27 protein-coding genes are annotated in these 26,046 nt (G+C 68.4%); 16 read left to right on the plus strand and 11 right to left on the minus strand.

Annotated elements, in window-relative coordinates; all coding sequences use genetic code 11:
- Positions 1-3: 3 nt before the first annotated feature.
- The gene (locus tag ACJMKZ_RS06455; RefSeq protein ID WP_405232366.1) at positions 4-1,299 is read right to left on the minus strand and encodes a cysteine desulfurase-like protein; all 1,296 of its coding nucleotides are present in this window, start codon (positions 1,297-1,299) and stop codon (positions 4-6) included.
- Between the two features lie 205 nt (positions 1,300-1,504).
- On the opposite strand from ACJMKZ_RS06455, the gene hemN reads away from it, so the two are divergent.
- The gene (gene hemN, locus ACJMKZ_RS06460; RefSeq protein WP_405232367.1) at positions 1,505-2,887 is read left to right on the plus strand and encodes an oxygen-independent coproporphyrinogen III oxidase; all 1,383 of its coding nucleotides are present in this window, start codon (positions 1,505-1,507) and stop codon (positions 2,885-2,887) included.
- A 48-nt stretch (positions 2,888-2,935) separates the two neighbouring features.
- Here the strand turns inward: hemN and ACJMKZ_RS06465 are convergent, their stop codons facing one another.
- Positions 2,936-3,313: a phage holin family protein gene (locus ACJMKZ_RS06465; RefSeq protein WP_405232368.1), complete on the minus strand. Its 378-nt coding sequence runs from the start codon at positions 3,311-3,313 to the stop codon at positions 2,936-2,938.
- A 20-nt stretch (positions 3,314-3,333) separates the two neighbouring features.
- Positions 3,334-3,819 (minus strand): cytochrome C, encoded by a 486-nt coding sequence (locus ACJMKZ_RS06470; protein ID WP_405232369.1) that lies wholly within the window; start codon positions 3,817-3,819, stop codon positions 3,334-3,336.
- A gap of 167 nt (positions 3,820-3,986) precedes the next feature.
- On the opposite strand from ACJMKZ_RS06470, the gene ACJMKZ_RS06475 reads away from it, so the two are divergent.
- The 6 genes from ACJMKZ_RS06475 to ACJMKZ_RS06500 all read left to right on the plus strand — a co-directional run bounded on the left by ACJMKZ_RS06475 (position 3,987) and on the right by ACJMKZ_RS06500 (position 9,833).
- Positions 3,987-4,853 (plus strand): alpha/beta hydrolase, encoded by an 867-nt coding sequence (locus ACJMKZ_RS06475; protein WP_405232370.1) that lies wholly within the window; start codon positions 3,987-3,989, stop codon positions 4,851-4,853.
- A gap of 162 nt (positions 4,854-5,015) precedes the next feature.
- On the plus strand, positions 5,016-6,899 hold the full coding sequence (locus ACJMKZ_RS06480; RefSeq protein WP_405232371.1) for a DUF5666 domain-containing protein: 1,884 nt from the start codon (positions 5,016-5,018) through the stop codon (positions 6,897-6,899).
- A 121-nt stretch (positions 6,900-7,020) separates the two neighbouring features.
- Positions 7,021-7,878 (plus strand): DUF6502 family protein, encoded by an 858-nt coding sequence (locus tag ACJMKZ_RS06485; protein WP_405232372.1) that lies wholly within the window; start codon positions 7,021-7,023, stop codon positions 7,876-7,878.
- A gap of 86 nt (positions 7,879-7,964) precedes the next feature.
- Positions 7,965-8,855 (plus strand): hypothetical protein, encoded by an 891-nt coding sequence (locus tag ACJMKZ_RS06490; RefSeq protein WP_405232373.1) that lies wholly within the window; start codon positions 7,965-7,967, stop codon positions 8,853-8,855.
- A gap of 34 nt (positions 8,856-8,889) precedes the next feature.
- The gene (locus ACJMKZ_RS06495) at positions 8,890-9,417 is read left to right on the plus strand and encodes an RNA polymerase sigma factor (RefSeq protein ID WP_405232374.1); all 528 of its coding nucleotides are present in this window, start codon (positions 8,890-8,892) and stop codon (positions 9,415-9,417) included.
- Positions 9,414-9,833, plus strand: coding sequence for a hypothetical protein (locus ACJMKZ_RS06500; protein ID WP_405232375.1), 420 nt, complete (start codon positions 9,414-9,416; stop codon positions 9,831-9,833). The genes ACJMKZ_RS06495 and ACJMKZ_RS06500 overlap by 4 nt, the downstream gene beginning before the upstream one ends.
- A 646-nt stretch (positions 9,834-10,479) precedes the next feature.
- Here the strand turns inward: ACJMKZ_RS06500 and ACJMKZ_RS06505 are convergent.
- The 5 genes from ACJMKZ_RS06505 to ACJMKZ_RS06525 all read right to left on the minus strand — a co-directional run bounded on the left by ACJMKZ_RS06505 (position 10,480) and on the right by ACJMKZ_RS06525 (position 15,640).
- Positions 10,480-11,094 carry a membrane-associated protein gene (locus tag ACJMKZ_RS06505; RefSeq protein WP_405232376.1) on the minus strand — a complete coding sequence of 205 codons (615 nt, stop codon included), beginning with the start codon at positions 11,092-11,094 and terminating at the stop codon, positions 10,480-10,482.
- Complete coding sequence (locus ACJMKZ_RS06510; protein WP_405232377.1) at positions 11,091-12,155, minus strand: threonine aldolase family protein; 1,065 nt, start codon at positions 12,153-12,155, stop codon at positions 11,091-11,093. The genes ACJMKZ_RS06505 and ACJMKZ_RS06510 overlap by 4 nt, the downstream gene beginning before the upstream one ends.
- Positions 12,156-12,244: 89 nt before the next feature.
- The gene (locus tag ACJMKZ_RS06515) at positions 12,245-14,494 is read right to left on the minus strand and encodes a xanthine dehydrogenase family protein molybdopterin-binding subunit (protein ID WP_405232378.1); all 2,250 of its coding nucleotides are present in this window, start codon (positions 14,492-14,494) and stop codon (positions 12,245-12,247) included.
- A gap of 1 nt (position 14,495) precedes the next feature.
- Positions 14,496-14,954 (minus strand): (2Fe-2S)-binding protein, encoded by a 459-nt coding sequence (locus ACJMKZ_RS06520; RefSeq protein WP_405232379.1) that lies wholly within the window; start codon positions 14,952-14,954, stop codon positions 14,496-14,498.
- Between the two features lie 104 nt (positions 14,955-15,058).
- A complete protein-coding gene (locus ACJMKZ_RS06525) occupies positions 15,059-15,640 on the minus strand; it encodes an LOG family protein (protein ID WP_405233147.1) in 582 nt (193 codons plus the stop codon).
- Positions 15,641-15,843: 203 nt separating this feature from the next.
- Here ACJMKZ_RS06525 and ACJMKZ_RS06530 point away from each other — a divergent pair, with 203 nt between their 5' ends.
- On the plus strand, positions 15,844-16,212 hold the full coding sequence (locus tag ACJMKZ_RS06530) for a DUF6491 family protein (protein WP_405232380.1): 369 nt from the start codon (positions 15,844-15,846) through the stop codon (positions 16,210-16,212).
- Positions 16,213-16,296: 84 nt separating this feature from the next.
- On the opposite strand, the gene ACJMKZ_RS06535 is transcribed toward ACJMKZ_RS06530, so the two are convergent.
- Complete coding sequence (locus ACJMKZ_RS06535) at positions 16,297-16,866, minus strand: cysteine dioxygenase family protein (protein WP_405232381.1); 570 nt, start codon at positions 16,864-16,866, stop codon at positions 16,297-16,299.
- A 141-nt stretch (positions 16,867-17,007) separates the two neighbouring features.
- On the opposite strand from ACJMKZ_RS06535, the gene ACJMKZ_RS06540 reads away from it, so the two are divergent.
- Entirely contained in the window at positions 17,008-17,460 is a 453-nt protein-coding gene (locus tag ACJMKZ_RS06540; RefSeq protein WP_405232382.1) for an Lrp/AsnC family transcriptional regulator, read from the plus strand.
- A gap of 74 nt (positions 17,461-17,534) precedes the next feature.
- Here the strand turns inward: ACJMKZ_RS06540 and ACJMKZ_RS06545 are convergent, their stop codons facing one another.
- Complete coding sequence (locus ACJMKZ_RS06545; RefSeq protein WP_405232383.1) at positions 17,535-18,047, minus strand: high-potential iron-sulfur protein; 513 nt, start codon at positions 18,045-18,047, stop codon at positions 17,535-17,537.
- A 200-nt stretch (positions 18,048-18,247) separates the two neighbouring features.
- Here ACJMKZ_RS06545 and ACJMKZ_RS06550 point away from each other — a divergent pair, with 200 nt between their 5' ends.
- From ACJMKZ_RS06550 to ACJMKZ_RS06565, 4 genes are all read left to right on the plus strand, one after another.
- On the plus strand, positions 18,248-19,402 hold the full coding sequence (locus tag ACJMKZ_RS06550; protein ID WP_405232384.1) for a sulfotransferase family protein: 1,155 nt from the start codon (positions 18,248-18,250) through the stop codon (positions 19,400-19,402).
- Positions 19,399-20,550 (plus strand): glycosyltransferase, encoded by a 1,152-nt coding sequence (locus ACJMKZ_RS06555; RefSeq protein WP_405232385.1) that lies wholly within the window; start codon positions 19,399-19,401, stop codon positions 20,548-20,550. Before ACJMKZ_RS06550 ends, ACJMKZ_RS06555 begins: the two co-directional genes overlap by 4 nt.
- Positions 20,543-21,259: a polysaccharide deacetylase family protein gene (locus ACJMKZ_RS06560; RefSeq protein ID WP_405232386.1), complete on the plus strand. Its 717-nt coding sequence runs from the start codon at positions 20,543-20,545 to the stop codon at positions 21,257-21,259. The genes ACJMKZ_RS06555 and ACJMKZ_RS06560 overlap by 8 nt, the downstream gene beginning before the upstream one ends.
- A 145-nt stretch (positions 21,260-21,404) precedes the next feature.
- Entirely contained in the window at positions 21,405-21,851 is a 447-nt protein-coding gene (locus ACJMKZ_RS06565) for a thioesterase family protein (protein ID WP_405232387.1), read from the plus strand.
- Between the two features lie 18 nt (positions 21,852-21,869).
- Here ACJMKZ_RS06565 and ACJMKZ_RS06570 read toward each other — a convergent pair whose 3' ends face one another.
- Positions 21,870-22,370 (minus strand): MarR family winged helix-turn-helix transcriptional regulator, encoded by a 501-nt coding sequence (locus ACJMKZ_RS06570; protein WP_405232388.1) that lies wholly within the window; start codon positions 22,368-22,370, stop codon positions 21,870-21,872.
- Between the two features lie 325 nt (positions 22,371-22,695).
- On the opposite strand from ACJMKZ_RS06570, the gene ectA reads away from it, so the two are divergent.
- Genes ectA through ACJMKZ_RS06585 form a run of 3 tightly spaced genes read left to right on the plus strand, consistent with a single transcriptional unit; the run spans position 22,696 to position 25,997 of the window.
- Positions 22,696-23,217 (plus strand): diaminobutyrate acetyltransferase, encoded by a 522-nt coding sequence (gene ectA / locus ACJMKZ_RS06575; protein ID WP_405232389.1) that lies wholly within the window; start codon positions 22,696-22,698, stop codon positions 23,215-23,217.
- 18 nt (positions 23,218-23,235) lie between these two features.
- Complete coding sequence (gene ectB / locus ACJMKZ_RS06580; protein ID WP_405232390.1) at positions 23,236-24,540, plus strand: diaminobutyrate--2-oxoglutarate transaminase; 1,305 nt, start codon at positions 23,236-23,238, stop codon at positions 24,538-24,540.
- A gap of 23 nt (positions 24,541-24,563) precedes the next feature.
- On the plus strand, positions 24,564-25,997 hold the full coding sequence (locus ACJMKZ_RS06585; RefSeq protein WP_405232391.1) for an aspartate kinase: 1,434 nt from the start codon (positions 24,564-24,566) through the stop codon (positions 25,995-25,997).
- The last annotated feature ends 49 nt before the right edge of the window (positions 25,998-26,046 follow it).

Consider the following 26,046-nt stretch of genomic DNA (forward strand, 5'->3'; position numbering starts at 1 on the left):
GCGTCAGCCGCGGGGCGCGATTCGCGGCAGAATGCTCTCGAGTGTGTTCAGCAGCACGTCGAGTTCCTTGATGCCGTTGTAGTGCACCGGCCCCACCCGGATGACGCCGCCCGCCTCCATCAGGCCCAGCGTCCGCACCACTTCCAGCGCGTAATTGTGACCGTTCCAGACGAAGATGCGGCGCTGCCCGAGCTCTCTGGCGATCATCGCCGGCGCCACGCTCTCGACGGTGAATGCCACCGTCGGCAGTCGCCGCGAATACGCGTCCGGAGCCGTGATGCCGTGCACCCTGACGCCGGGCAGCGCCTGCAGCCCGTCGATGAGGTGGCGCGAGAGGGTCTCCTCGTACTCGAGCAGCCAGGCGAGTGCGGAGTGGACGTGCAGGGCGCGGCCGCACATGCCGGGGAAGCGCCCGGCATAGTCCGCGGCCCAGGCCTCGCCCAGCGACGCGAAGTAGTCCACCGCGGCGGCCGTCCCGGCCATGCCCTCGTGGCTCTGGGTGCCCGTCTCGAAACAGCCCGGGATTCTGTTCGGCGCCGGCCGCACTTTGTAGGGCTCCAGCGATTCCAGTATCTCGCCGCGCCCCCAGAGGATGCCCTGGTGAGGGCCGAAGAACTTGTACGCGGAGCAGGTCAGGAAATCACAGCCGAGCGCCTGCACGTCGGTGGGCACATGGGGCGCGGACTGCACCGCGTCCACGAAGGTCCATGCACCGGCCTCGCGCGCCTTCGCGGCAATGGCGGTGACATCGTTCACCGTGCCCAGCAGATTGCTGGCGCCCGCCACACAGACCAGCCGGGTGCGCTCGCCCAGCAGGCGATCCAATTCGACCAGGTCGAACTCGAAAGTCTCCGTGTCGAACGGCAGCCACTTCACCTCCAGGCCGTGGTCCCGCGCCATCATTACCCAGGGCCAGATATTGGCGTCGTGGTCCATCTGCGTGACGATCACCTCGTCCCCCGGCGATAACGCGGCGCCGATGGAGCGCGAGAGATGGAAGGTCAGCGTCGTCATGTTCTGCCCGAACACGATCTCGTCGGCCGAAGGCGCGTTCAGGAAATCCGCCATGGCCTGATGGGCGTCGGCGACGATCTCGTCGGCCAGCCGGGAGGTCTCGAAGGGCCCGCCCAGGTTGGCGTTGGCCTCCAGCAGGCAGCGGCTCATCCGGTCGACTACCGTGGCGGGAACCTGCGTGCCGGCCGGATTGTCCAGATAGATGCGCCCGCCGATGTCCCCGTCCAGGGCCAGGGCGGGGAAGCGCTCGCGGATTCTCTCGAGGGGATAGTCCTGTACGGGCATGGGGCCTCCCGGGGTGACGAGGGGCGCATGATGAAGGGCCGGGCCCGCCGCGGCAAGCCGGCGCCTTCGGCTAATGCCTATGCAGGCGGCCGCGGCGTTCGGGTACGGTTAGCCTCGGGCCGGGGAGCGAGCCTCTTACCATAATCGTTGTGGTTCAATGACATGTGGCCGCCGCGCGGCGGCAACGGGATTCAGGAATATCGGCATGCAGCCAATCAAGTTCGACGAGGCGCTGATCAGGCGCTACGGAGGCCGCGGGCCCCGCTACACCTCCTACCCCACGGCGGTGCAGTTCCACGAGTTCGACGAGGCGCAGTACAAGCGCCAGTGCGTCCTCAGCAACGAGCGCAACGACGGGCCGTTGTCACTGTACCTGCACATCCCCTACTGCCACACGCTCTGCTACTACTGCGGCTGCAACAAGGTGGTGACGCGTAACCGGGACCGGGCCGCGGAGTACCTGGGCCACCTGTTCCGCGAGGTGGAACTCCAGTCCGCCCTGTTCGACGACGACCGGGTGGTGGAACAGCTTCATCTCGGCGGCGGCACGCCCACCTATCTCAGCGAGGAGCAGCTCTCCTCGGTCATGTCCAAACTCGGCGAGCACTTCCGGCTGCGTGGCGACGGCCGGCAGGAATTCTCCATCGAGATCGACCCGCGCAGCATCCGCCCCGGCATGGTGGCGGCGCTGGCCGGCATGGGCTTCAACCGGCTCAGCATGGGCGTGCAGGATTTCGACCCGGAGGTGCAGAAGGCGGTCAATCGCATTCAGCCGCCGGAGGAGACCCTGCCGCTCATCCAGCAGGCGCGGGACGCCGGCTTCCGCTCCGTCTCCATCGACCTGATCTACGGCCTGCCCATGCAGACGCCGGAGCGCTTCGACCGCACGCTGGACACCGTGCTGGAGGCCCGGCCCGACCGCATCTCGGTCTACAGCTACGCCCACCTGCCGCAGATGTTCCGAGCCCAGCGGCTGATCCGCCAGGAGGACCTGCCCAGCGACGACGTGAAGCTGGCCCTGCTCGGCCACACCATCCAGCGGCTCTGCGCGGAGGGCTACGAGTACATCGGCATGGACCACTTCGCCCGCAAGGACGACGAGCTCGCCATCGCGCGCGAGAACGGCACCATGCAGCGGAATTTCCAGGGCTATTCCACGCACGCGGACACCGAGCTCATCGCCCTCGGCGCGAGCTCCATCGGCCGCATCGCCGACTGCTACAGCCAGCACACCCGGCACGACCACGATTACGGCCGGCGCATCGAGGAAGGACACCTGCCCGTCGAGCGCGGCCTCATCATGAGCGACGAGGACAAGCTCCGCGGCAAGGTGATCCAGTCCATCATGTGCCGTGACCGGCTGATCTTCAGCGAGATCGAGGAGCGATTCGACATCGACTTCCGCAGCCGCTTCGCGGACGAACTGGCGGACCTCGCGCCGCTCGAGGAAGACGGCCTGGTGGAGGTGGACGACGCCTCCATCCGCGTGACGCCCACGGGCCGGCTGCTCCTGCGCGCCATCGCGATGGTGTTCGACGGCTACCTGCGGGCGCAGGCGGAGCCGCAGCGCTACTCCAAGATCATCTAGACGGCTTCACCCGGAGCGGATCATCCGAGCGGCTTCGCCGCCGCGTCTCTAACGCCGACGTATGACCATCACCTCGTAGCGTCCGCTCGGCCCGATGTACCAGGACGTGAGCGTGCTCGTGAGGCTCACCACCAGGGAGCCGAACAGGGCCGCCCAGAAACCCGACACCGCGAAATTCGCCAGCAGCCAGGCGACCAGGCCGAACATCATCGCGTTCACCACGAACAGGAACAACCCGAGCGTGACGAGGGTGAGGGGCAGCGTCGCGACGATGGCGATGGGCCGCACCAGCGCGTTCACCACGCCCAGCAGGATGGCGGCGAGGATGAACGTCCCCACGCCGCTGATGTGCACGCCCGGGACGATGGCGGCGGCCAGCCAGAGGCCGAACACGTTTATCAGGAGTCGGACCAGCAATCCGGGCATCGCTCTCTCCTCCGTCAGGCTCAGTAGATCGGCGCGTACTGGTACTCGGGGTACTCGTAGCGCGGCACGACGACGTCGTAATGGGGCTGGAGGAACGCGACCAGGTTGATGAGCTGGCGCACGGTCATACGGTCGTTGAAGCCGGGCATCAGCGATTTGCCATCCTCGGAGACCTCTTCCTCCGGGTACCAGCGGACCAGTTTGTGAGACGGATTGATGATGGAGGTCACCAGCTCGCCGTAGGTCTTCACCCGGGTCACCTCGCCGCCGAGCGTCACCTCCACCGGGCCCTTCGCCGCCGGCGGCGGCAGCTCGTAATTGCTGATGACGTGGCAGGAATTGCACTGCAGTGCCAGGAATGCCGCCCGCCCGGCCTCCGGGTCTCCGTCCGGCAGGCGGAATCCGGCGGCGGACTTCGGGCCGGCCTCGCAGCCGGCCAGCAGTGCCATGCTCAGCGTCGCAGCCATTACCATTGCCACGTTGGACCGGCGCATCGTTTTCCTCATCCCGGGCTTCCTCCCCGCAACGACAGGCCGCGGATACTCGAGCGGCGCGGCCACAACTCTACAGCTTCACTCTAGGCGATCCGGGCATACCCGGCCAGTAGTGACATGTGCCTAGCATTTCCGATTGCGCAATACTGTCGGCCTACCGCCGCCGCGGAGACCGATCGATGAAGACCGTACCACTGACCTTCGTTTTCCTGGCCGCCCTGGCTACCGTGGCCGCCCCGCCGCTCGACGCCGGGGAACGGGAAATCCGCCTGCAGGCCGTCGACCGCGCCCATTACCACCGGCTGGCGCCGGACGAGCCAGAGGGCGTCTACCACATCCACGTGCGCCTGCCCGAGAGCCACGAACCGGGAGCCGACCGACGCTATCCGGTGGTCTATGTGCTCGACGGCGGCAACCTGTTCCCGCTCCTGGCCGGATACTACCGCTACCTGGAACTGGGCGAGGAAGTCCCCGAACTCATACTGGTGGGTATCTCCTACGGGACCGACTACTTCCGCGAAGGCAACCAGCGCAGCCGCGACTACACCGCGGAGGCGCCGGAACCCGAGTTCTGGGGCGGCGCCGGCGCCTTCCTCCGTTTTCTCCGCGACGAGCTGATCCCGATGGTCGAGGCCCGCTATCCCGCCGACCCGCAACGCCGGGTGATCCTCGGGCAGTCGCTCGGCGGACAGTTCGTCCTCTACACCGCGCTGCAGCCCGACGGCCCGTTCTGGGGGCACATCGCCGTCAATCCGGCGCTGCACCGCAACCTGCCGCTCTTCCTGGCGGCGCCCGATGAAACCCCGGCCGGCGAGCGGCAGCGCCTGTACGTGGCCTCGGGCGCCGACGACCTGCCCCGTTTTCGCGGCCCCGCGCTGTCCTGGATCGGCCACTGGACAGCGCAGGACGAGACGCCCTGGGATCTGGAGGCCGAGATCCTGCCCGGCGAGAGTCATTTTTCCGCTGGGCCGAGCGCCTTCAGACGCGGGATCCGCTGGCTGTTCGAGTCGGACGAGGCCGTCATCGGCCCCGCACCGGCTCAGTGAGCGCAATCCCAGCTCCCTGACAGCCGTCCAATTTCCTGCCGGTCCGGCGGCGATCTCGTCGGCGAGTGTGTTTTTTTGCTTGACCTGATCCAATATTGGGGTATATTTCCCCAACTGTAGCTCACTAAAGCCTCTTTCAGCACACAGGATCAGGAGACGAACATGAACATTTCACGACCCAAACTCAGAATCGGAGCCGCCGTGGCAGCCGCACTCGGCCTGGCCGCCTGCGGCGGCGGTGGCGGCGGCGGCACCGCCACCCCGCCGCCGACAGCGACCAACCCGCCGCCGGTGACCTCGGCCAAGGTGAGTGCCTCCGGCGTGATCACCGGCTTCGGCAGCGTCTATGTGAATGGCGTGCGCTACGACACCTCGACGGCGGAGATCGAGTTCGAGGACGAAGGCCGCAAGACCGAGGACGCCCTGCGTCTCGGCATGAAGGTGAAGATCGAGGGCGAGCGAGACGGCGATGACCGCCGTGCCGACCGGATCCGTTACGACGACGATCTGGAAGGTCCGGTGAGCGCCATCCGGCCGGACGCGTCGAACCCGGGCCTCGGCGCGTTCACCGTGGCCGGGCAGCAGGTCACCGTGGACGACAACACGGTCTTCGACGACAGCATCGGTGACAAAAACGGCGACGGCAGCATCGACCTGCTCGACCTGGATCCCGCCGGCGGCACCATCGCCGTCGAGGTGAGCGGGTTCCAGACCGACGCCGGCATCCTCGCCACCCGCGTGGAGCGGGACGACGACCAGGCCGGGGGCGACGACGATGTCGAGGTGAAGGGCTACGTCACCGACCTCGACGCGGCGGCAGGTACCTTCCGCATCCGTGACCTGACCGTGGCGTGGACCGCGGACGACCTGGATAGCGAGGACTTCCCGGACGGTACGCTTACCGAAGACGTCTTTGTGGAGGTGGAAGGAACGCTGCTCGCCGACGGCACACTCGAGGCGGACAGCATCGAGCGCGAGGACGACTTCGGCCGCGGCGACGACGACGAGGGCGAATTCGAGATCGAGGGCATCCTGCAGGCGGTGGATACCGCTTCCAGCCCGAACACGATCACCATAGACGGCAATACCATCCCCGTGGACGACGCCGGCCGGCTGGCCGGTCACGTCGGCGAGCGCGTGGAGGTGGAAGGCACCTTCGACGCGAACGGCGTACTGATACTGGACGACGGTGACGACGGCGTGAAGTTCGAGCGCGAGAATTCCGTGCGAACCGAGGACCGGGTAGAGACGGTCGGCACGGGGAGCTTCTTCACCCGCCTGGGTCTCGAGATCACGCCCACGCGCGCAAACCGCATCGAGGATGACGGCGCCGACGACGGCGACCGTCTCACCCCCGAGGCGTTCCTTGCGCGGGTATCGGCAGGCGACTACGTCGAGGCGCGCGGCTACCCCGAGAGCGACGGCACCGTGACCTGGATGCGCATCGAGCGCGACGGCGACGAGGACGATCAGGACTGCGAGCTGCGCGGCCCGGTGGCCGACGGCTCCGTCGACGATCCTTTCTTCGTCATCCAGGGCGTCACCATCGACACGGCGCAGATCACCAGCGCCGGCGGGTTCCGCGACGAGAACGACGTGGCCATCGGCCGTGACGAGTTCTTCGCCCGCCTCGCGGCCGGCGACGTGATCGAGGCCGACAGCATCGACAACGGCGGCTGCTCCGACGGCCTGCTCATTGCCGAGGAGGTCGAGTTCGAGCGCGACGACGGTGTCGCCGGTAACGACGACAACGGCGGCATGGGCGGCGGTGACGGCGCCGCGACCGACGAGGTGAGCGGCACGGTCAGCAACGTGGACGACGTCGAGAACACGTTCGTGGTCGCCGGTCGGACCGTCCGCGTCACGGCGGACACCCTGATCGACGCTTCCATCGTCGAGGCCGCACGGGGCGAGGAGCTCGGGGATGCCGATCTGCGCTTCGGCGACCTGCCCGAGTCGCTGTCCGAACTCCTGCCGGACGGACTCCAGGTCGCCGTGCGGGTGGATGCCGACGGCAATGCCATCCTGATCGAGGACCAGGACTGAGCCGCCGCGTTCGCTGCGGCGACAGGCCGCTGACGGAAAACCGCAATGGCGCCGGGCCCGGCAGGTTCCTCCTGCCGGGCCCGGCTTCCCGACTGTCAACCGCGGGCCTCCGTGGTACAGAATGTCCGCACGCCGTCACGAGAACCCGGACATGGATACCGATCTGAAGAGCTCCGTCTATCGCGCCTGCCGCCTGCTGCTGCGGCCGGTGGCGAGCATCGCGCTGCGCTGCGGCATCACATGGCGGGAGTTCTCCGACCTCTCCAAGTCCGTCTTCGTGGACGTCGCCACCTCCGAATTCGGCATCCGTGGCCGCCCCACCAACGTGTCCCGCGTTGCCGTGATGACCGGTATCGACCGTAAGGAGGTCCGGCGCCAGCGGGATCTGCTCGCCGCCGAACCGGAGAGCGTCAGCCGCAAGACCAGCGACGCCAGCCGGGTGCTGTCCGGCTGGCACCAGGATCCGGCGTTTCTCGACGATTCGGGCCAACCGCTCGAACTGCCCGAGGAGGGCCCCGCGCCGTCCTTCGACGCGCTGACCCGGCGCTACTCGGGCGACGTCCCGAGGCAGACCCTGCTGAAGGAACTGCTGGGTGGTGGCACCGTGGCGCGAACCCCTGACGGGAGAGTGCGCGCGCTGAGACGCTACCACGTCCCGGAACCCCTGGAGCCGGAGAGCATCCTGCGTGCCGGGGCCGTACTCAAAGAGCTCGGCGACGCACTGCGCCACAACCTGTACCGCAAGGCGGACGATACGCCCCGCTTCGAAGGCCGCGCCTCCAACGACCGGATGACGGCCGAGCAGGCTGCCCTGTTCCGGGAATTCATGCAGGTGCGCGGCCAGGCCTTCCTGGAGGAGGTCGACGACTGGCTGAGCCGGCACGAGCCGGAGACCCCGCCGCCGCCCGGCAAGGCCGTGCGTCTCGGCGTGGGCCTGTTTGCGATCGAATCTGAGGCCGGCAGAGAGCAGCCCCGCTGACGGCGCACTTTTTTCGCGGCCCGGGTGTAACCGTTTGCGCCGGCGAGCGCTATAACATGGCAGGTCACACCGATACGGAGCCCGCCATGCGCTTTCCGAAACTGCACGTCATCCTCATGGTCGCCATCCTCGCCGCCCCGGGCCTCGCCGTGGCCGGGGTCACGCCCGGCGAACTGCCCGGCAACACCCGCTGGTACCTGCATGCCGACCTCGTCCAGATGCGCGGCTCCGAGGTCGGGCGCCAGCTCTATGGCTGGCTGGACAAGGAGCTGTTCGCGGAACTGCGCAACGACCTCGGCATAGACCTGGGCGCCGAGACTGACCGGGTCACGGTGTTCAGCCAGGGCGACGACGACGCCGTGCTCGCCATCCGCGGGCGTTTCTCGGACCAGACCCGGGAGAAAGTGCTGGCACTGGCGAAGCGCGAGGCCAAGGTGGACGAGCACGAGGCCGACGGCAGCCGCTACTACCAGCTGGGCCAAATGGACGATGCGGATTTCGACGGCTACTTCACGTTCGCCGTCGACGGACTGCTGCTGTTTACGTCCGAGGCCGCGACCATGGAGGAGCTGCTGGCCGACGGCGGCCGCGTACAGGAACGTGAGACGGCGGACGGCACGCTGTTCGTGCTCACCGCGGACCGGAACCTGATGGAGGGCGGGATCCGTCCCCAGGCCGGCACCGGTAACTCCTGGGAGTCCCGTATCCTCGAACACACCCGGGAGGCGGCATTTTTCGTCGCCGACCGCGACGGGCTCGCCGCCATCGAGGCGAAGATCGTGACCAGCGATCCGGGCATGGCCATGGCCGTGGGCGGTATCGTGGGGGGTCTGATCGGATTGCAGGCCGTGGCCGCGGAGGAAGAGCCCGCGCTGGCTGAGCTGCTGAGCAAGACCAGGGTGACGGTGAACGAGGGTACGGTCGGCATCTCCGCCCTGGTGGAGCCGGAGCTGATGACGAGACTGCTCGCCCGTTGAGGCGGGCTCCGGCGACCGGCGCGCCGGAGGACTCATGAGCAGCGAGGACGAACTCATCGCCGCGGCGAAGGCAGGCTCCCACAGCGCCTTCGCCGCGCTCGTCGAGCGCTACCAGGACGGCCTCTACCGCTTCCTGTGCGTGCGCTGCGCCCGCATCTGCGACGCGGAAGACGCGCTGCAGGACACCTTCGTCGGCGCCTGGCGCTATCTCGACAGCTACGATCCGCGCTGGCGCTTCAGCACCTGGCTGTACCGCATCGCCCTGCGGCATGCGGCGGGCCGGCCGGCGGCGTGGGAATCGCTGATCGGCGAACCGGCCGATCCGGCCGCCGATCCGCTGGCCGACTGCATCGCGGACGACGGGCGGCGCAACATCTGGCTGACTGCCCGGCAACGGCTCACGCCGGACGGCTACACCGCACTGTGGCTCCATTACGGCGAGGATATGGCGGTCCGCGACGTGGCACGCGCGATGGGACGGAGCGTATCGTGGGTCAAGGTGAACCTCTTCCGGGCCCGGCGGCGGCTGGCCCGGGAACTCGAGACGGAGGACGGGGAATGACGGAACTGGAAGAGCGTCTGCGCCGCGATGCGGCGAGGATCCGCGCGGAAACCACCCCGGAGCTGAGAGCACGCGTGCAGGCATCGCTGCAGGCCGCGGAGCCCGCTGCCCCGCGCCGGCGGCGCCCGGCGCTGGTGCCCCCGCCGCGGCTGCTCGGCGGCGCCGCGCTGGCGGCCGCCGTCGCGGTGGCGGGAATCCTGGCGCTTCGTCCCGAGGCGCCCGCACCGGAATCCTGGCCCGCGACGCCCACGGCACAGACGCAGACCTCGCTGCCCGCGAAACTGCCGGCCACGCTGCAGGCGGACTTCGTACTGCTGGAGCTGGAGCAGCGCGCCACGCAGCCGCTGACGGAGGAACAAAAGCGCCTCGAGGCCGATCTGCGCCGGCTCGAGGAAGAGCTGCGGCGGGCCTTCTGAGGACGGGCTTTCCGGGGACGGGCTTTCCGGGAAGGGGGGCGGCGCGATGACGCCCGCCGCAAAAAAGTGAGGGGATGACGCCGTCGCGTCATCCCCTCGTTTTTTGAGCCAGCGCGGCGTCCGATTCGATCGATCCGGCAGCTTTCGCCACCCCCTCGGACCTGCCTGACTCCGGCCTGTGGCTCGTCCGCTCGGCTTGCGCCTTGCGGAACCTCGTCTCAGGCTCCTCACGAGGACTCTTTCGTCCCCGATGTTTATTTAAAGACGCCTGGCTACGTCCCCCGCGAACTGCATGCCGGTCATGCGAGTCACGAGTACAGGCAGTTTCCGCTCTCCAATGGTCGCCAGATGCTCTCGCTCCAGCTTCCTCAACGCGCGGCCTCTCGGCGTTGCGACTTGGTCAGCTTCCGCTGCCCTTGACCACTTTGGCGGGTGGCCCTGCCCCTGCCAATCGGGGCCCGGTTTCAGGATCGCGCTCCTTTACCGTGGAGTCCACGTTACGCCTGCCGATTCGCCCTGTCAGCAGAATATCCTGTGCCTCTCATGTGTTTATTCTGTGGATAAGCGGTGGAAATTAAGAGATCGATATTTATCAGAATGTTGGGAGAAAAAATCGACATCCCGGCGAACTGTTTTCCACAGGTTGCTAATAGAGCGGGAGATCCCCGCCGGCCTCCTTCGCCGTGAACAGCCAGGACAGCATCCAGTGGGTGGGCAGATAGACGCAGACCGGGAAGAACAGCATCACGAAGCCGAGATAAAGCCGGCCGTCGATCCGCCGCTGGGGACGCTCGCCCGGCCCGAACACCCAGTTGATGTTCTTCGCGGGGTCGGTCACCAGCCAGGTAGCCGGCAGCACCGCCCAGGCCAGCAGCGTCTGCAGCAACAGGGCGCGGCTGTCGTAGCCGAGCCGCCAGACGCCCCAGATCAGCAGCGGCGGCAGGATCAGGTGGAATAATGACAGCCCGCGCAGCCAGCGGGGCAGGGCCGGGTCGAACATGTAGCCGGCGAGGCCGGTGACGGGCCGCCGGAACAGGAGTCCGCCGAGGTAGCTGATCGTCCACACGGCCTCGGGCAGCAGCACCCCCACCGCCATCATGCTGAACAACAGCGCGCTTTCGAGCCACAGCGCCGGTACCAGCAGGATCAGCGCGATGTCGGAGAACCAGAGGAAATTCTTCGGGCCGTGGCGGAGCCAGTAGATCGGGAGGATGAGCGCGACGACGGCCGTGTAGGCGGCCTTCAGCCAGAGCGGGATCATGCCTGCGCGGCGGCGGCTCCTGTGCCCGTGAGTTCGCGGGCCGCGGCGACGCAGCCTTCCACCGCCCCGTCCGGCGTCGCGAACGAGGTGACCAGCCGATAGACGCCGGGACCGCTGTGGGGCCACGGGTGGAACTCGAAGCCGCGGGAGCGCAGACCCTCCGCCAGCGCATCCGGCAGGCGCACGAAGATCTCGTTGGACTGGATCGGGTGCAACAGCCCGGTGCCCGGGCAGGCGGCCAGCCCGTCGGCGAGCGTTCGGGCACGGCGGTTGGCGGCGGCGGCCAGGCGCAGCCAGAGATCGTCGGCGAGATAGGCCTCGAGCTGTGCAGAGACGTAGCGCATCTTGCTCAGCAGGTGACCGGCCTGCTTGCGGCGCCGCGGTAACTCCACCGTGTCCGCCGGATCGAACACGACCAGCGCCTCGGCCAGCATCGCGCCGTTCTTGGTCGCGCCGAACGAGACCAGGTCGACACCGGCGCGCCAGGTGATGTCGGCAGGCGAGCAATCGAGGGTGGCCAGCGCGTTCGCGAGCCGCGCGCCGTCCATGTGCACGCGCAGCCCGTCCCGGTGCGCGACCGCGGCGAGTGCGGCCACCTCGTCGGGCGTGTAGACGGTGCCCAGCTCCGTCGCCTGGGTCAGGCTCAGTAGCCGCGGGCGGCTCGCATGTTCGCCCATCGCGAGAGATGCGGCCACGGTCTCCGCCACGGCCGCCGGCACGAGCTTGCCGTCAGGGCCGTCCAGGGCCAGCAGCTTGGCGCCGCCGCTGAAGAACTCGGGCGCGCCGCACTCGTCCGTGTTGAGGTGCGCATCCCGGTGACAGACCACCGCGCCGACGGAGCCGCAGGTCTGGGCGACGGCAAGCGAGTTGGCGGCCGTGCCGGACGCCAGCGGATAGATCTCCACGTCCCGCTCGAACAGCTCGCGGAAGCGCTGGCGCAGGCGCCCGGTGGCGGCGTCCGCGCCGTAGGCGTGAGCGGGACCGTCGTTCACTTCGGCCAGGGCCGCCATGATCTCGGGTGCCACGGGATACTCGTTGTCGCTGCGGAAATTGCCCGGCATGGCCTGCTCCTTCGTTTCGACCGACGGGGGCGCGGGCCGCGCCCCGGAGCGACAATGCTACAGCCGCGGGAGGGAATGTTCGACGCCGCTCAGGCGTCTCCGGCAGGCCCGGACGGCGCGAGCAGACCGTCGGTGAGCTGGCGGCCGACGGGCAGCCGGCGAACGCGCCTGCCCGTGGCCGCGAAGATCGCGTTCGTGAGGGCCGGCGCCAGCGGCGGGACCGGCGGCTCGCCGACGCCGGCCGGCTCCGCTGCGCCCGGCACGATGTGCACGTCGATCTGCCGGGGCGCTTGCGCCATCGTCAGCAGCCGGTACTGGTGAAAGTTGCGCTCACGGTGACGGCCGCCGTCGATCGTCACCTCGCCGTGAAGAGCCGTCGCGAGCGCATCACAGGCGCCGCCCTCCATCTGGGCGCGTATGCCGTTGGGATTGACGGCCAGCCCGCAGTCGATGGCGCCGACCAGCCGCGGTACGCGCAGCGTGCCGTCGCGTTCCACCCGCACGTGGGCCACCCACGCCACATAGCTGCCGAACGTGAAATGGCCGGCGATGCCCAGCCCGTCGCCCGGCGGCAGCTGCCGCCCCCATCCGGCGTGCCCGGCGGCGACCCGCAGCACGTCAGCGAGCCGGCCCGGATTCCAGGTGGGGCCGCCGTGTCCGCCGTAGTCCATCTCCCGCGACTCGCCGAGCAGCCGGAGCCGGAACTCGAGCGGGTCCACGCCGGCCTCCGCCGCGAGTTCGTCCATGAAACTCTGCACGGCGAAGGCGTTCGCGGTGTGAGCCGGCGCGCGCCAGGAGCCTCGCCAGGCGCCGGAGGCCATGTCGAAGTACTCGTAACGCAGGTTGTCGACGAGGCCCGCGGGCGGATCGTCCGGGTAGATCTCCGACTGCCAGTGCACGGCATCCTCGCGGCGGTAATATTTGGACGGGCTGGCCACCCGGTGGCGCCAGGCCGCCAGCCGGCCGCCCGCGTCGAGTCCCGCCGTCAGCTCGTGCCAGCCGCCGGGTCGCAGGAAGTCGTGCGCCATGTCGTCTTCGCGGGTCCAGGTGACCTTCACGGGCAGCCCGGCGGCTTTCGAGACCAGCACGGCCTCCGCGACATGATCCGAGGTGAGCCGTCGGCCGAAGCCACCGCCGAGCCGGGTCAGGCGGATGTCTATCGAGAGCCGGTCCAGGCCGGTGAGCGCCGCCACCAGCCGCGACGCGCCGGCCGGGCTCTGCATGGGTCCGATGACGGTACAGCCGTCCTCGCGGACGTGGGCATGGCAGTTCTGGGGCTCCATGGTCGCGTGGTGCACGTAGGGCAGCCGGTAGCGCCGCGACAACCGCGTCGGCGCCTCGGCCAGGGCGGCGTCGAAATTGCCGTCGTCGCGCACCGCCTCGCCGCCTCCCCCGTCGAGCGCCGCCCGGCAGGCGGCGTCGAAGGTGTCCGTGGTCTCGCCGGTATGAGGACCCCGGTCCCACGCGATCTCCAGCGCTTCTCTTCCCTTCATGGCGGCCCAGGTGGAGCGCGCCACCACGGCCACGCCCGGCGCCAGCGTGCTATAGGGCGCCCCCGGCTCCGGGCCGGGCACCGCGACCACGTCGATGACGCCGTCCACCTTGCGGGCATCGCGGTCGTCGCAGGAGACGAGCCGGCCGTCGAACCAGGGACAGCGCGCGATCACCGCGTGGGCCATGCCGGGCTCGCGCACATCGATGCCGTACACGGCGCTGCCGTCCACCACCTCGTCCACGCCCTTCGCCGCCACGTCCCTGCCGAGCAGGCGGAACTCTGCCGGGGATTTCAGCGCGGGTGCCGACGTTTCGGGCTCGAGATTCGCCGCCGTCCGTGCGAGTTCGCCGTAGCCGATCCGGCGGCCGGTGGCCGGGTCGACGACGTACGCGGGTTCGGTCGTGAGCCGCTCCGGGGCGACACCCCATTCGCGCGCCGCCGCGCGCAGCAGCAGCCGGCGTGCTCGCGCGCCGAACTCCCGCAGCGGCCGGTACAGCATCACGACGCTATTGCTGCCGCCGGCCCCCTGGGGCACGTAGCGCCACGCCGGCTTGCCGTCCTCGTCCCGGGTCAGCATCATCGGCAGCTGCCTGGTCACGACGCGCGACCAGTCCGCATCGAGCTCCTCTGCCACCAGCAGGCTCATGGTGGTGTACATCCCCTGACCCATGTCGGGCTGGGAGACCCCGATCACGGTGCGCCCGTCGGCCTCGATGCGGACGAACGCGTTCAGGTCGCGGCCCGCGGCGGACACGCGGCCCGGCACGATGCCCAGAAACAGCCCGCCGGTCGCCGTCAGGCTCGCCTGCAGGAACTGGCGGCGGGAGAGCGCCGGCGCCGCCATCTCAGGCCTCTTCCCTCAGGTAGCGCGCCGCCCGGTGGATGGCGCGGCGTATGCGAACGTGGGTGCCGCAGCGGCAGAGGTTGGAGTGCAGGCGGTCGATGTCTACGTCGTCCGGCGCCGGCACGCGCCGGAGCAGGTCCACCACCGCCATGATCTGGCCGGCCTGGCAGTAGCCGCACTGGGGCACGTCCTCGTCGGCCCAGGCCCGCTGCACGGCGTGGGCGGCATCCGGGGAGAGCCCCTCGATGGTGGTCACCCGCGCGCCGTCGAGCTCGCGCATCGGTAATCGGCAGGCGTTGCGGGCGCGGCCGTCCACATGCACGGTGCAGGCGCCGCAGACACCGATCCCGCAGCCGAACTTGCTGCCGGTCAGACCGAGCTCGTCGCGCAGCACCCAGAGCAGGGGCTGGTCCGGGTCGCCGTCCCAGGCATGCGTCCTCTCGTTGATCGTCAGCTTCATCGCTGTTCCCCCGCTGGCCATGGGGCCAGTGTGCCGTCGGCCGGAGCCGCTGCGGGGTCATCTGCGATGAGTCGTGCACGAGCCGCGACGACCCGTGCCGGCGTTCAGGTCTCGTCCCGGTCCATCCACTTGGCCGTGTAGCGCGGCGTGTAGCCGGCCATGAGATCCAGCAGCGCGGCCGCGTCCCCGGCCGCGAGAATCATGTCCCGGTGCTCTCCGCGCACGAAACCCTCGCTGACGGTCTGGTCGAGGAACGTGAGCAGGTCGTCGTAGTAGCCGCCGGCGTTCAGCATGCCGCAGGGCCTGGCGTGGATGCCGAGCTGCGCCCAGGTGAGTATCTCGAACAGCTCTTCCAGCGTGCCGAGACCGCCGGGCAGCGCCACCACGCCGTCCGAGAGTTCCGACATCAGTGCCTTGCGCTGATGCATGGTCTGCACCACGCGAAGGTCGGTGAGTCCCTGGTGGCCCACTTCCTTGCGGAGCAGCGCCTCGGGGATCACGCCGATGACCTCGCCGCCGGCCGCCAGCGCCGCATCGGCGAGCACGCCCATCAGTCCGACCCGGCCGCCGCCGTACACCACCCGCCAGCCGCGTTCCGCGATGGCCCGGCCGAGTTTTTCGGCAGCGCTCGCGTAAGCCGGACGGGTGCCGCTGCTGGATCCCGCGAATACGCAGATCGATTCCATACGCGCCATCAGTTGCTGCTCCCGGTGCATGCGGTCCTGCCCGCGATCGGCCTGCGGCCGTGCAGGCAATAGTCCAGTCCGTTGCCGGCCGAACTGTGTCAGATTCGACCGGTCGTGCAAAGCCGGACCCTTGAATCGGCCGCCGGGCACACGCATCTCTACCGCAACGACGCGGCACTCATTCGCCGCGGCAAGGAGGATCGATGAACAGGACAGCCAGGATGATGCTGCCGGTGGCAGCCGTCGCTCTGCTGGCCGGCTGCGCCACGCAGACCTCGCCCAACGAGCCGCCTGCCGGCCCGAGCGCGGTACTGCACTTTGCCGATCTGGGCGGTATCCGTGACTGGCGCTCGGTCGACAACGGCAGGGCGGTGTTGATCGAGGGACGCCGCGGTCAGTGGTACCGCGCGACTTTCTTCAGCCCGTGCACCAGCCTGCCGTTCGCGAACACCATCGCCTTCGCGACGGACGCCACCGGTGATCTGGACAAATTCAGCTCGATTCTTACGCGGGACGAGCGCTGTTATTTCCGTACGTTCGAGCGGGTTCCTGATCCCGACGCGGAGGAGTGAGCGGATCCGGGAACGAATGTAGGAGGGCCTTCAGGCCCGATCAAGATAACGAATCGGGCCTGAAGGCCCTCCTACGAGGCGCTCCTACAATTCGATGTTGATGCTCGCCGGGTCCGCGATCAGGTCGCGGCCGTAGGTGTGGACGGTGATCGCGACGTCGTCGCTCGCGTTGTGAACCCGGTGGGGATAATCGATGCCCGGCTGTACGCAGGTCACGTCGCCCGGCGCGCAGACCGCCTCGCAGGCGAGTTCGACGGCGCCGTCGCACGCCAGGCGATAGTTGGCGACGCTCGGCGCGCCACTGTACACGCCCACGGCACCCCACGCCGTGTGCCCGTGAACGGGAGTGCCCTGGCCCGGCCGCCACACGACGGACAGCACCGTGAAGCGCCCTTGCGGATCGGCGTAGAGCACGTGGCGGCGATAGGTCTCCGCACCCGCTGCCCGGCATTCGGCCGGCAACCAGTCGTCGGCGGCCATCAGGCGCCGCACCTCGCGGCCGACGCGGCTCGCCAGCCGGTCTTCACTGCACGCTTCGCACAGTGCGCTTACACGGCGGACGTATTCGTCGAAATCGATGGCTTGCGCAACCGTGGGAGCCTCGCGTCCGCCGCCGGGCCGCCACTCATGCATCTTGTCTGCTGAAACCGCCATGGGCTCTCTCCCTGCTTCGCGCATTCACGTACACGAAACGGTAGCAGCAGGACGGGAGCCTCTTGGTGCAAAATTGGCCATAAATGTGAAACGTGTTAGGTTATTTTACTAACAAGGCTCAGATTCTGGGGATGATGTTTCGTGGACAAGAAAGACAAGCAAATCCTCGCGCTGCTGCAGGAGGACGCCTCGCTGCCGGTGGCGGAGATCGCGGAGCAGGTGGGACTGTCGCGTACGCCCTGCTGGCGGCGTATCCAGCAACTGGAAGAGAAAGGCGTCATCCGCAAGCGGGTCGCACTGCTGGACCGGCACAAGCTCGACGTGCCCATCACCGTGTTCGTGGCAGTGCGCACCAATCAGCACAACGCCGCATGGACCGAACGCTTCCGAGAGATGGTCCAGAGCATCCCCCAGATCGTGGAGGTGCACCGTCTTAGCGGTGATATCGACTATCTGCTGCGCGTGCTGGTGCGCGACATCAACGGCTTCGACGCCGTCTACAAGCAGATGATCGAGATGGTGGATTTCTCGGATGTGAGTTCCAGCTTCTCGATGGAGGAGTTCAAGTTTACGACCGCGATCCCGCTGGACTGATTCGGGAACGGATCGCCGGCGGAACGAAAAACGGCCGCCCGGGGGCGGCCGTCAAGTGCTGACGAGCGGGGGACTCAGGCCTTCGGTGCGTAGGCGCTGCACCAGCCGGCACTGTTCACCAGTTTGCCCGGGAAGAGAGAGCAGCCGGCCCATTCCTCGTCGCCCTTGGCCTGGAACAGCTGACAGTTGCTGCATGCCTGGCCGGGCTGATAGCGGGCGTACTTGCTCTGATCCACGTTGCTGGCGTCGTGCACGTAGCCGAGCGCCTTCGCCTGCGGGTCGTCCAGGGACAGCTTCGGCCGGCTGTCTCCGCCCGCAGCTGCCTCGCCGGCCTGGGATTTCGCCGTCTCTGCGGCCGCCTGCGCCGACTCCTGACTCATGCCCGCATCCCCGGCCGCATCTTTCGCCATGTCGGCTCCGCTGCCGGATCCCTCGTCGGCAGAGGGCTTCGCGCCACCCCCGCTCGCAGGAGCGGAGTCGCCGCCGCCCGAGCATGCCGCCAGTCCCGCGAGGGGCACGAGCACCGCCGTGCCGCCCACCAGCTTCAGGAATTTCCGGCGTCCTGCCGGATCGGAATATTCGCTCATAACAACTCTCCGCTAGCGTCGGCTCGCGCCGACGGGTTCAAGAATCAATCTGGATCCGCGCGCGCTCATTCTCGGCAACGGTCCCGGGCAATGCAAATGGCCCGCACCACGCCCGTGGCCGGCTGCAACATTTCTGCCACACATCCCTGTCACGATGCCGTTACGAAACGGATCAACCATCAGGTCGCGCCTGCCCCGACATGACAGCGACGCCGTTCAGCATCGCAGCGAGGATCGCCGGACTCTGCCGCCAGACCCTCGCCCCCTCCCGCTTCCCGGGACTCCTCCGCTATGTCCGCCGCGTCGCGGTCGGGGCAGTGTTCCTGCCGGCGCTCCTGCTGCTGCAGGCCGCGCACTGGATCGGCTTCCTGCTGGACGAGGTGTTCTTCCGCGGCTATCGGCGGGTCGCGATCCGTGAGCCCGTATTCGTGCTCGGCACACCGCGCAGCGGCACGACCTACCTGCACCGCCTGCTGGCGGCCGACACCCGTTACACGACCTTCGCCACCTGGGAGTGCCTGTTCGCCCCGAGCATCACGGAGCGGAGATTCTGGACCGCCCTCGCCGCGGCCGACCGGCTGATCGGGTCCCCGGGGGCCCGCGCGCTCGCAGCCACGGGGCGCGCCGCCTTGCGCCGGATCGACGACAAGCACCCACTCGGACTCGCCGAACCGGAAGAGGACTACTTCTGCTTCCTGCCGCTGCTGTGCTGCTTCATCCTCGTCGTGCCCTTCCCCGAGGCGCGCTGGGTGTGGCGCATGGGCACATTCGACAGGGACATGCCCGAGGCGGAGCGTCGGCGGCTGCTGGCCTGGTACCGGCGCTGCCTGCAGCGTCACCTCTACGCCCACGGCCCGGACAGGACGCTGCTGTCGAAGAACGCCGCTTTCGCGGGCATGGCACGGAGCCTGGCGCGCGAATTCCCGGATGCCCGCTTCGTCGTCTGCGAACGGGACGCCGTCGAGGTAATCGCCTCGCAATTCCATTCGGTGGCCGACGGCCTGCGCCTGTTCGGCGTCCCGCCCGACGACCCGCTTTTCCGGGCACGGCTGCTCGATTGCCTGGCTTTCTACTACCGGAACCTGGAGAACCTGCGTGCGGAACTGCCGCCGGAGCGCATCGCGTCTGCCCCGATGGCGGAACTGGCCGCCGACCCGGCGGCGCTGGTACGCCGCCTGTACGAGCGGCTGGGTCTCACGGTGACCGGCGCGCTGGCGGCGCGTCTCGGGCAGCTCGAGCGGCGCCGGCCCCACGTTCCGGCCGAGGCGCCGCCGCTGTCCTCCTGGGGCATCGACATGGCGCAAGTGCGGCGGCGCTTCGCCGCCTGGACACGCAAGGAGGAGCCGCAGACATGATGGCAACAGAAGCGCTGCAGTCCCGACTGCGCGAGAGCGCGCCGGCCCGCTCCCGTTGCGAGCGTCTGCGCGTCGCCGTCGTTTCCGACGCGGTGGCCGAACGCAACGGCGTGGGCTCGTATTACAGCGACCTGGTCGGCCAGCTCGCCTCCCGGGTCGGACGCGCGGAGCTGTTCTGTCCGCAGGACAGCCTGCAGGGCTGGCGGCGCCGGCTGGTGCCGCCGCTGCCGGGGGACCGGACCCAGCGTCTGTGGTTCCCGCGCCCGTTCCGGCTGTGGCGCCGGTTGACCACGCTGGCGCCTCACGCTGTGGTGGTGCCCACCCCGGGCCCCTTCGGCCTGATGGGCCTGCTGGCGGCACGGCGTCTGGGCATCCCCCTGATCACGGGCTTCCACACCCACTTCGAGCAGCTGGCGGACATCTACTGGAGGGACGCCTTCGGCCGGCTGAGCCGCGGCTACCTGGAGCGCTGTCACCGGCTGCTGTTCCGTCACAGCGCACTGGTGCTGGCCAACTCCCCGGAGATGGCCCGTCTGGCGGACCGTCTCGGTGCCCGCGGCACGCGGCTCATGGGCACCTCGGTGCCGCGGGAGTTCCTCGACCGTCCGCTCGTCGCACCCGCGCCCGCAGTGCGCCGCCTCCTGTTCGCCGGACGGCTCGCCGAGGAGAAGAACCTGCCCGCGGTACTGGACGTGACCGAACGGCTGCCGGGCCTGCGGGTCAGCATCGCGGGCGACGGGCCCATGCGCCCCGCCGTCGCGGCCGCGGCCGCGCGGCTGCCGAACCTGGATTACCTGGGCTGGGTGCCCCGGGAGCGGCTGATCGACACGCTGGACGCCCACGACATGCTCCTGCTGCCGTCCCGGGTCGAGTCGTTCGGCACCGTGGCGCTCGAAGGCATGGCCCGCGGCCGGCCGGTCATCGTGTCCGGCGACTGCGGCATCGCCGAATGGCCCGAGCTCGAAGCCGGCCTGTTCCGCATCGGCGCGAACGAGAGTGTGATACAGGCCGTCATACGGGCCTGCGCGGCGGCGCCGGCCGTGCGCGCCGAAATGGGCCGCCAAGCCCATCTGGCGGCACGCCGGCTAAACGACTGGAATCTGCGCACCTGGATCGGCTGGCTGCAGGGAGACACCGACAGTGGCTGAGGCCGTTCCGGAGATCCTGGTTTCGGTGCACGACGTGATGCCGGAGAACCTCGACCGGGTGGCCGGCATCCTCGCCGCGCTGGAGGCCGCCGGCGCCGGTACCGCGACGCTGCTCGTCGTACCCGGCGTCGGCTGGACGGGCGAGACCCTGGACAGGCTGCACGGCCTGCTGGCCCGCGGCCATACCCTGGCCGGACATGGCTGGCAGCACCGCTGCGCCCGGATCCGGGGGCTCCGGCACCGCCTGCACAGCGCGTTCCTCTCCCGCGACGTGGCGGAACATCTGTGCCTGGACGCGGCCGGCATCGAGGCGCTGATCCGCCGCTGCGGCGAATGGTTCCCGCGCCACGGCCTGCCCCAGCCCGACACCTACGTGCCGCCGGCCTGGGCGATGGGCTCCATCCCGCGGCAACGCCTGCACGGCCTCGGCTTCCGCTACTTCGAGACCCTCACCGGACTGTACGACGCAGGGACGGGACGCTTCCGCTCGCTGCCGCTCGCCGGCTTCGAGGCGGACACACGCTCCCGGGCGCTGGTGCTGCGCGTACTCAACCGGACGGCCCTCGCGCTGGCAGCGCCGGGACGGCCGCTGCGGCTCGCCATCCACCCTCGCGACCCCGAACTGCTGCTGGCGGGTGACCTGGAACGCCTCATCGCCACGGCGGCAGCCGGCGCTAGCCGGCCCGCCGCGCGTGCCGCGGCCGGCTGACCACCCGTCGGACTAACGGAGACCGGCGAGCACTGGCGAACACACGCGCCCGCGGGTAGCTTATGCGCCGGTTCCGGTCACAACGGCAGACAATATGAGGCCACGACAACCTTCGGCGGCCGAGGTTCGGCAGCTCCCCGCACTCATGACGCACGTAATCCCGCCCGACTGGGAAGACCAGAACGGCCACGTGAACATCCGGTTCTACATGGTCCTGTTCGAGCGCGGCGGCTGGCCCATGGTACAGGAGATGGGCATGGACGATTCCTACTTCCGGGAGCGCCGGCAGGGCCTGTTCGACCTGGAGCATCATCTCTATTACCTGAACGAGATCCACGTCGGTGAATCGGTCAGCATCCATGCCCGCCTGGTGGACCGCAGCGAGAAGCGCTTCCACGGCGTGATGTTCATCGTCAACGACAGCCGCGACAACCTGGCGGCCACCCTCGAGTACATCACCAGCGGCGCCGACCTGGCGCACCGTCGCACGGCGCCGTTCCCGGCCGATATCGCCGCGCAACTGGACCGGCTGGTGGCCGAGCACCGCCGGCTGACGTGGGAGCCGCCGCTGTGCGGCGTGATGTCGGCCTGACACCCCGAAACGGAGGACCTAGAGCGTGGACGGCGCCTCGCCGATCTGACCCACGTCCAGTACGGGAGAAGCGTCCAGCTTTTCGGCACCCATCAGGTCCGCCACCCGCTGCAGGGCCGCGACGATGGCATGACGCTCCCAGTCCTGCAGGGCGGAGTACTCCTCGAGGAATCGGGTCTGCAGCGCCGTCGGTGCCCTGGCCACGAGTTCCCGGCCCTCCGGCGTCAGGCTGACCTTGACCTGCCGCCGGTCGGCGCTGCCGCGCCGGCGCAAGACCAGGCCGCCCTGCTGGAGCCTGTCGATCATCGAGGTGACGGTGCCCTGGGTGAGACCGACCTTGTACGCGATTCCTCCCACCGTGAGTTCGCCGGCCATCGACAGCAGCTCCAGGACGAGCAACTGGGACGTCGTGAGGCCGGTCTTGCGCGCGAGCGACTTGGCGTCCAGATCCGTCGCCCGGAGGACCCGGCGCAACGCGGTCAGCACCTCTTTCTCCAGCATCTCGTCCTTTTCACTCATCGCCCTTTCACTCTCAGCCCTCGTACGCCGGCCCCCGGGCGGCACGTCTCCAGGTCTCTGATCCCAGTGATGTTTGTGCCGGTCGGACACCCGCTCACTTGAAAGGAGTACTTTGACCCTCAAATCGAAGTTGCGCCGCTAATCGCTATTTTCTAAAATTGTAGCGCTGTTCGATCAGCTTTTTTAATTGAATATCGAAATATCTGTCAACCGGAAGACGCCGGACGCCCCTGCAGGCCGCCGATAGGTCTAATATCAGTCTATCGGGTCCTATCCCGCCGCACCGGACAAAGCCCAACCGACAGATTCCCCTATCAGGCAAACCATGCAAGCAAAGAGAATCCAGAAAGATTCTGCTATCTCCATACGCGCGCCGGTGTCGATCGACGGCGCCGCCGTCCACGCCCTCATCGGGCGCTGCCCGCCGCTCGACACCAACTCCATGTACTGCAATCTGCTGCAGTGCACCCACTTCGGCGCCACCAGCGCACTGGCGGAGGCGGAAGGGGACGCCGTGGGCTTCGTCTCCGGCTACAGTCCGCCCCCGCATCCGGACGCGCTGTTCGTGTGGCAGGTGGCCGTCGACGAGCGGGCCCGCGGCCACGGCCTGGCCAAGCGGCTCATCATGGACATTCTGACGCGGCCGGGCAACGAACACCTGCACTACATCCGCACCACCATCACGGCCCGGAACGAAGCCTCCTGGGCCATGTTTCAGGGCCTCGCGCGCAAACTGGGCGCGCCGACCGAAGACAAAGTGCTGTTCGATCAGGACGAGCACTTCGGCGGCGAGCACGAGAGCGAGCACGAATTGATCATCGGCCCCTTTGAAATTCAGAGAAACTGAGAGAAATCGAGAAACGCCATGAAAACCACCGTTGAGAAGATCGACCTTTCCAGTAACGCACACACGGGCGGCGTGTTCGCGCGCCTCGAGTCGGACGTGCGCTCCTACTGCCGCTCGATCCCGGTCCTGTTCGAGAAGGCGGTCGGCACCGAACTCGTCGATGCCGACGGCAACGTATATCTGGACTTCCTGGCCGGCGCCGGAAGCCTGAATTACGGCCACAACAATCCGGTGCTGAAAGAGGCACTGATGGACTACATCGCCGGCGACGGCATCGCCCACAGCCTGGACATGCACACCGCGGCGAAGAAGCGTTTCCTGGAGACCTTCCACGAGCGCATCCTGAAGCCGCGCAACCTCGACTACGTGGCCCAGTTCACCGGCCCGACCGGCGCGAACGCCGTCGAGGCCGCCATGAAGCTGGCACGCAAGGTGACCGGGCGCGAGACCATCGTCGCCTTCACCAACGGCTTCCACGGCGTCACGCTCGGTGCACTGTCTCTCACCGGCAACCGCCATCACCGGGATGCCGCCGGCGTGTCGATGAGCGGCGTCGTGCGCATGCCCTTCGACGGCTATCTCGGCGAGGGTGTGGATACGCTCGACTACTTCGAGAAGACGCTGGACGATCCGAGCAGCGGCGTTGGCTACCCTGCCGCCGTCATCGTGGAAGCGGTCCAGGGCGAAGGCGGGCTGAACGTCGCCAGCGAGGCCTGGTTGAAGCGCCTCGAGGCGATCTGCCGCGCCCGCGACATCCTGCTCATCCTGGACGACATCCAGGCCGGCTGCGGCCGCACGGGCAACTTCTTCAGCTTCGAGCCGTCCGGCATCCGGCCGCACATGGTGACGCTGTCGAAGTCGCTGAGCGCAATGGGCCTGCCGTTCGCGGTGCTGCTCATCGAGTCGGACCTGGACGAGTGGGAGCCCGGCGAGCACATCGGCACGTTCCGCGGCAACAATCACGCGTTCGTGACCGCGGCCGCCGCGCTGGAGGAATTCTGGTCGACGCCGCGCTTCGAACAGGACGTCAGGCGCAAGGCCGGCATCCTCCGCTCACGGCTGGAGGAGATCGCCGCGGCGTCGCCCCTCGGACTCACCGTCAAGGGCCGCGGACTCATGATCGGCATCGCGTGCCCCGACGGCGAGACCGCCGGCAGGGTATGCCGCGCCGCGCTGGAGCGCGGTCTCGTGATCGAGACGAGCGGCTCCTTCGACGAGGTGGTCAAGTGCCTGCCACCGCTCACGATCAGCGACGACGAACTCGAGCGGGGCCTGGCGGCGCTCGCGGAGAGCTTCGACGCCGCGGCCAGCGACAGCGCCTGAACGGCGCGAGGAGCACAGCAAGGATGACTCATACCGTAGAGAAGATCGGCGGCACCTCGATCGCCGACAGCGAAGCGGCGCTGAACAACGTCTTTTTGCCGTCGCGGCGGAAGGGCGACCCGTACAACCGCATCTTCGTGGTCTCCGCCTACGCGGGCATGACCAACGAGTTGCTGGAGGACAAGAAGACCAAGGACCCCGGCGTCTACACGCTGTACAGCCACAGCGAGTCCGACTGGGCCTGGGGCGATGCGCTGACGAAGGTCTGCCGGAAGATGATCGAGAAGAACGAGGAGATCTTCGACGATCCGGGTGTACGCGAGCCGGCCAACCAGTTCGTGCTCGAGCGCATCGAGGGCGTGCGCAGCTGCCTCATCGACCTGCAGCGGCTGTGCTCCTACGGCCACTTCCATCTCGGCGAGCACATGATGACCGTGCGCGAGATGCTCTCGGCCCTGGGCGAGGCCCACAGCGCGTTCAACACGGCCCTGATGCTGCGCATGCACGGCGTGGAGGCCCGCTTCGTCGACCTCACCGGCTGGCGCGACGACAAGCCGCGCACGCTGGAGGAGCGCATCGACATCGGACTGAAAGGCATCGACTTCGAGGCCGAGCTGCCCATCGTCACCGGCTACACCCAGTGCCACAGCGGCCTGTTCCGCGAGTACGGCCGCGGTTACACCGAGGTGACCTTCAGTCACGTCGCTGCCCGCACCGGCGCCAGCGAGGCGATCATCCACAAGGAGTATCACCTCAGCAGCGCCGACCCCCTGATCGTGGGCGAGGACAAGGTGCAGAAGATCGGCAACACCAACTATGACGTCGCCGACCAGCTCTCCAACATGGGCATGGAGGCCGTCCATCCCCGCGCGGCGAAAGTGCTGCGCCAGGCCGAGATCCCGCTGCGTATCAGGAACACCTTCGACCCGGATGACCCCGGCACGGTGATCCGGCAGGACTACGTGAGCGACGAGCCCTGCGTGGAGATCGTGACCGGCTGCCGCGCCGTGCTGGCGATCAAGCTCTTCGACCAGGACATCGTCGGCGTGAAGGGCACGGACCGCCGCATCGTCCAGGCGCTGGAGGACAACCGGCTGCGCATCGTGACGAAGGACATGAACGCGAACACCGTGACCCACTTCGTCACCGGCACGCTGAGCCGGGCCAAGCATGCCATCGCGGAGCTGGAGCGCCTGTTCCCCCACGCGGATATCGATCTGCGCCGGGTGGGCCTGGTCTCGGTGATCGGCACCGACCTCAACCGGCCCGGCCTGCTGGCGGACACGGTGGGCTGCCTGCACGAATCGGGCATCGACGTGATCGCCCTGCACCAGGGCATGCGCCAGGTGGACATCCAGATCATCGTGGACGAGGGCGACTATGACGCGACGATCAAGGCGCTGCACGAAAGGCTGGTCGAGAACCGTGACACCGTGGGCGACCGTAACGCGGCCTGAGCCGCAGTCCGCTCTCCGACGGTAACGAACCCGACGGTAGCAATAGCAG

It is taken from the genome of Lentisalinibacter salinarum (genome assembly GCF_040706555.1).
Classification (GTDB): domain Bacteria; phylum Pseudomonadota; class Gammaproteobacteria; order Steroidobacterales; family Woeseiaceae; genus Lentisalinibacter; species Lentisalinibacter salinarum.

Excerpts from the sequence above, each read along its gene's own strand:
- ACJMKZ_RS06455 (WP_405232366.1), bottom strand. The coding sequence starts at position 1,299 with ATGCCCGTACAGGACTATCCCCTCGAGAGAATCCGCGAGCGCTTCCCC.
- hemN (WP_405232367.1), top strand. The coding sequence starts at position 1,505 with ATGCAGCCAATCAAGTTCGACGAGGCGCTGATCAGGCGCTACGGAGGC.
- ACJMKZ_RS06465 (WP_405232368.1), bottom strand. The coding sequence starts at position 3,313 with ATGCCCGGATTGCTGGTCCGACTCCTGATAAACGTGTTCGGCCTCTGG.
- ACJMKZ_RS06470 (WP_405232369.1), bottom strand. The coding sequence starts at position 3,819 with ATGAGGAAAACGATGCGCCGGTCCAACGTGGCAATGGTAATGGCTGCG.
- ACJMKZ_RS06475 (WP_405232370.1), top strand. The coding sequence starts at position 3,987 with ATGAAGACCGTACCACTGACCTTCGTTTTCCTGGCCGCCCTGGCTACC.
- ACJMKZ_RS06480 (WP_405232371.1), top strand. The coding sequence starts at position 5,016 with ATGAACATTTCACGACCCAAACTCAGAATCGGAGCCGCCGTGGCAGCC.
- ACJMKZ_RS06485 (WP_405232372.1), top strand. The coding sequence starts at position 7,021 with ATGTCCGCACGCCGTCACGAGAACCCGGACATGGATACCGATCTGAAG.
- ACJMKZ_RS06490 (WP_405232373.1), top strand. The coding sequence starts at position 7,965 with ATGCGCTTTCCGAAACTGCACGTCATCCTCATGGTCGCCATCCTCGCC.
- ACJMKZ_RS06495 (WP_405232374.1), top strand. The coding sequence starts at position 8,890 with ATGAGCAGCGAGGACGAACTCATCGCCGCGGCGAAGGCAGGCTCCCAC.
- ACJMKZ_RS06500 (WP_405232375.1), top strand. The coding sequence starts at position 9,414 with ATGACGGAACTGGAAGAGCGTCTGCGCCGCGATGCGGCGAGGATCCGC.
- ACJMKZ_RS06505 (WP_405232376.1), bottom strand. The coding sequence starts at position 11,094 with ATGATCCCGCTCTGGCTGAAGGCCGCCTACACGGCCGTCGTCGCGCTC.
- ACJMKZ_RS06510 (WP_405232377.1), bottom strand. The coding sequence starts at position 12,155 with ATGCCGGGCAATTTCCGCAGCGACAACGAGTATCCCGTGGCACCCGAG.
- ACJMKZ_RS06515 (WP_405232378.1), bottom strand. The coding sequence starts at position 14,494 with ATGGCGGCGCCGGCGCTCTCCCGCCGCCAGTTCCTGCAGGCGAGCCTG.
- ACJMKZ_RS06520 (WP_405232379.1), bottom strand. The coding sequence starts at position 14,954 with ATGAAGCTGACGATCAACGAGAGGACGCATGCCTGGGACGGCGACCCG.
- ACJMKZ_RS06525 (WP_405233147.1), bottom strand. The coding sequence starts at position 15,640 with ATGGAATCGATCTGCGTATTCGCGGGATCCAGCAGCGGCACCCGTCCG.
- ACJMKZ_RS06530 (WP_405232380.1), top strand. The coding sequence starts at position 15,844 with ATGAACAGGACAGCCAGGATGATGCTGCCGGTGGCAGCCGTCGCTCTG.
- ACJMKZ_RS06535 (WP_405232381.1), bottom strand. The coding sequence starts at position 16,866 with ATGGCGGTTTCAGCAGACAAGATGCATGAGTGGCGGCCCGGCGGCGGA.
- ACJMKZ_RS06545 (WP_405232383.1), bottom strand. The coding sequence starts at position 18,047 with ATGAGCGAATATTCCGATCCGGCAGGACGCCGGAAATTCCTGAAGCTG.
- ACJMKZ_RS06550 (WP_405232384.1), top strand. The coding sequence starts at position 18,248 with ATGACAGCGACGCCGTTCAGCATCGCAGCGAGGATCGCCGGACTCTGC.
- ACJMKZ_RS06555 (WP_405232385.1), top strand. The coding sequence starts at position 19,399 with ATGATGGCAACAGAAGCGCTGCAGTCCCGACTGCGCGAGAGCGCGCCG.
- ACJMKZ_RS06565 (WP_405232387.1), top strand. The coding sequence starts at position 21,405 with ATGACGCACGTAATCCCGCCCGACTGGGAAGACCAGAACGGCCACGTG.
- ACJMKZ_RS06570 (WP_405232388.1), bottom strand. The coding sequence starts at position 22,370 with ATGAGTGAAAAGGACGAGATGCTGGAGAAAGAGGTGCTGACCGCGTTG.
- ectA (WP_405232389.1), top strand. The coding sequence starts at position 22,696 with ATGCAAGCAAAGAGAATCCAGAAAGATTCTGCTATCTCCATACGCGCG.
- ectB (WP_405232390.1), top strand. The coding sequence starts at position 23,236 with ATGAAAACCACCGTTGAGAAGATCGACCTTTCCAGTAACGCACACACG.
- ACJMKZ_RS06585 (WP_405232391.1), top strand. The coding sequence starts at position 24,564 with ATGACTCATACCGTAGAGAAGATCGGCGGCACCTCGATCGCCGACAGC.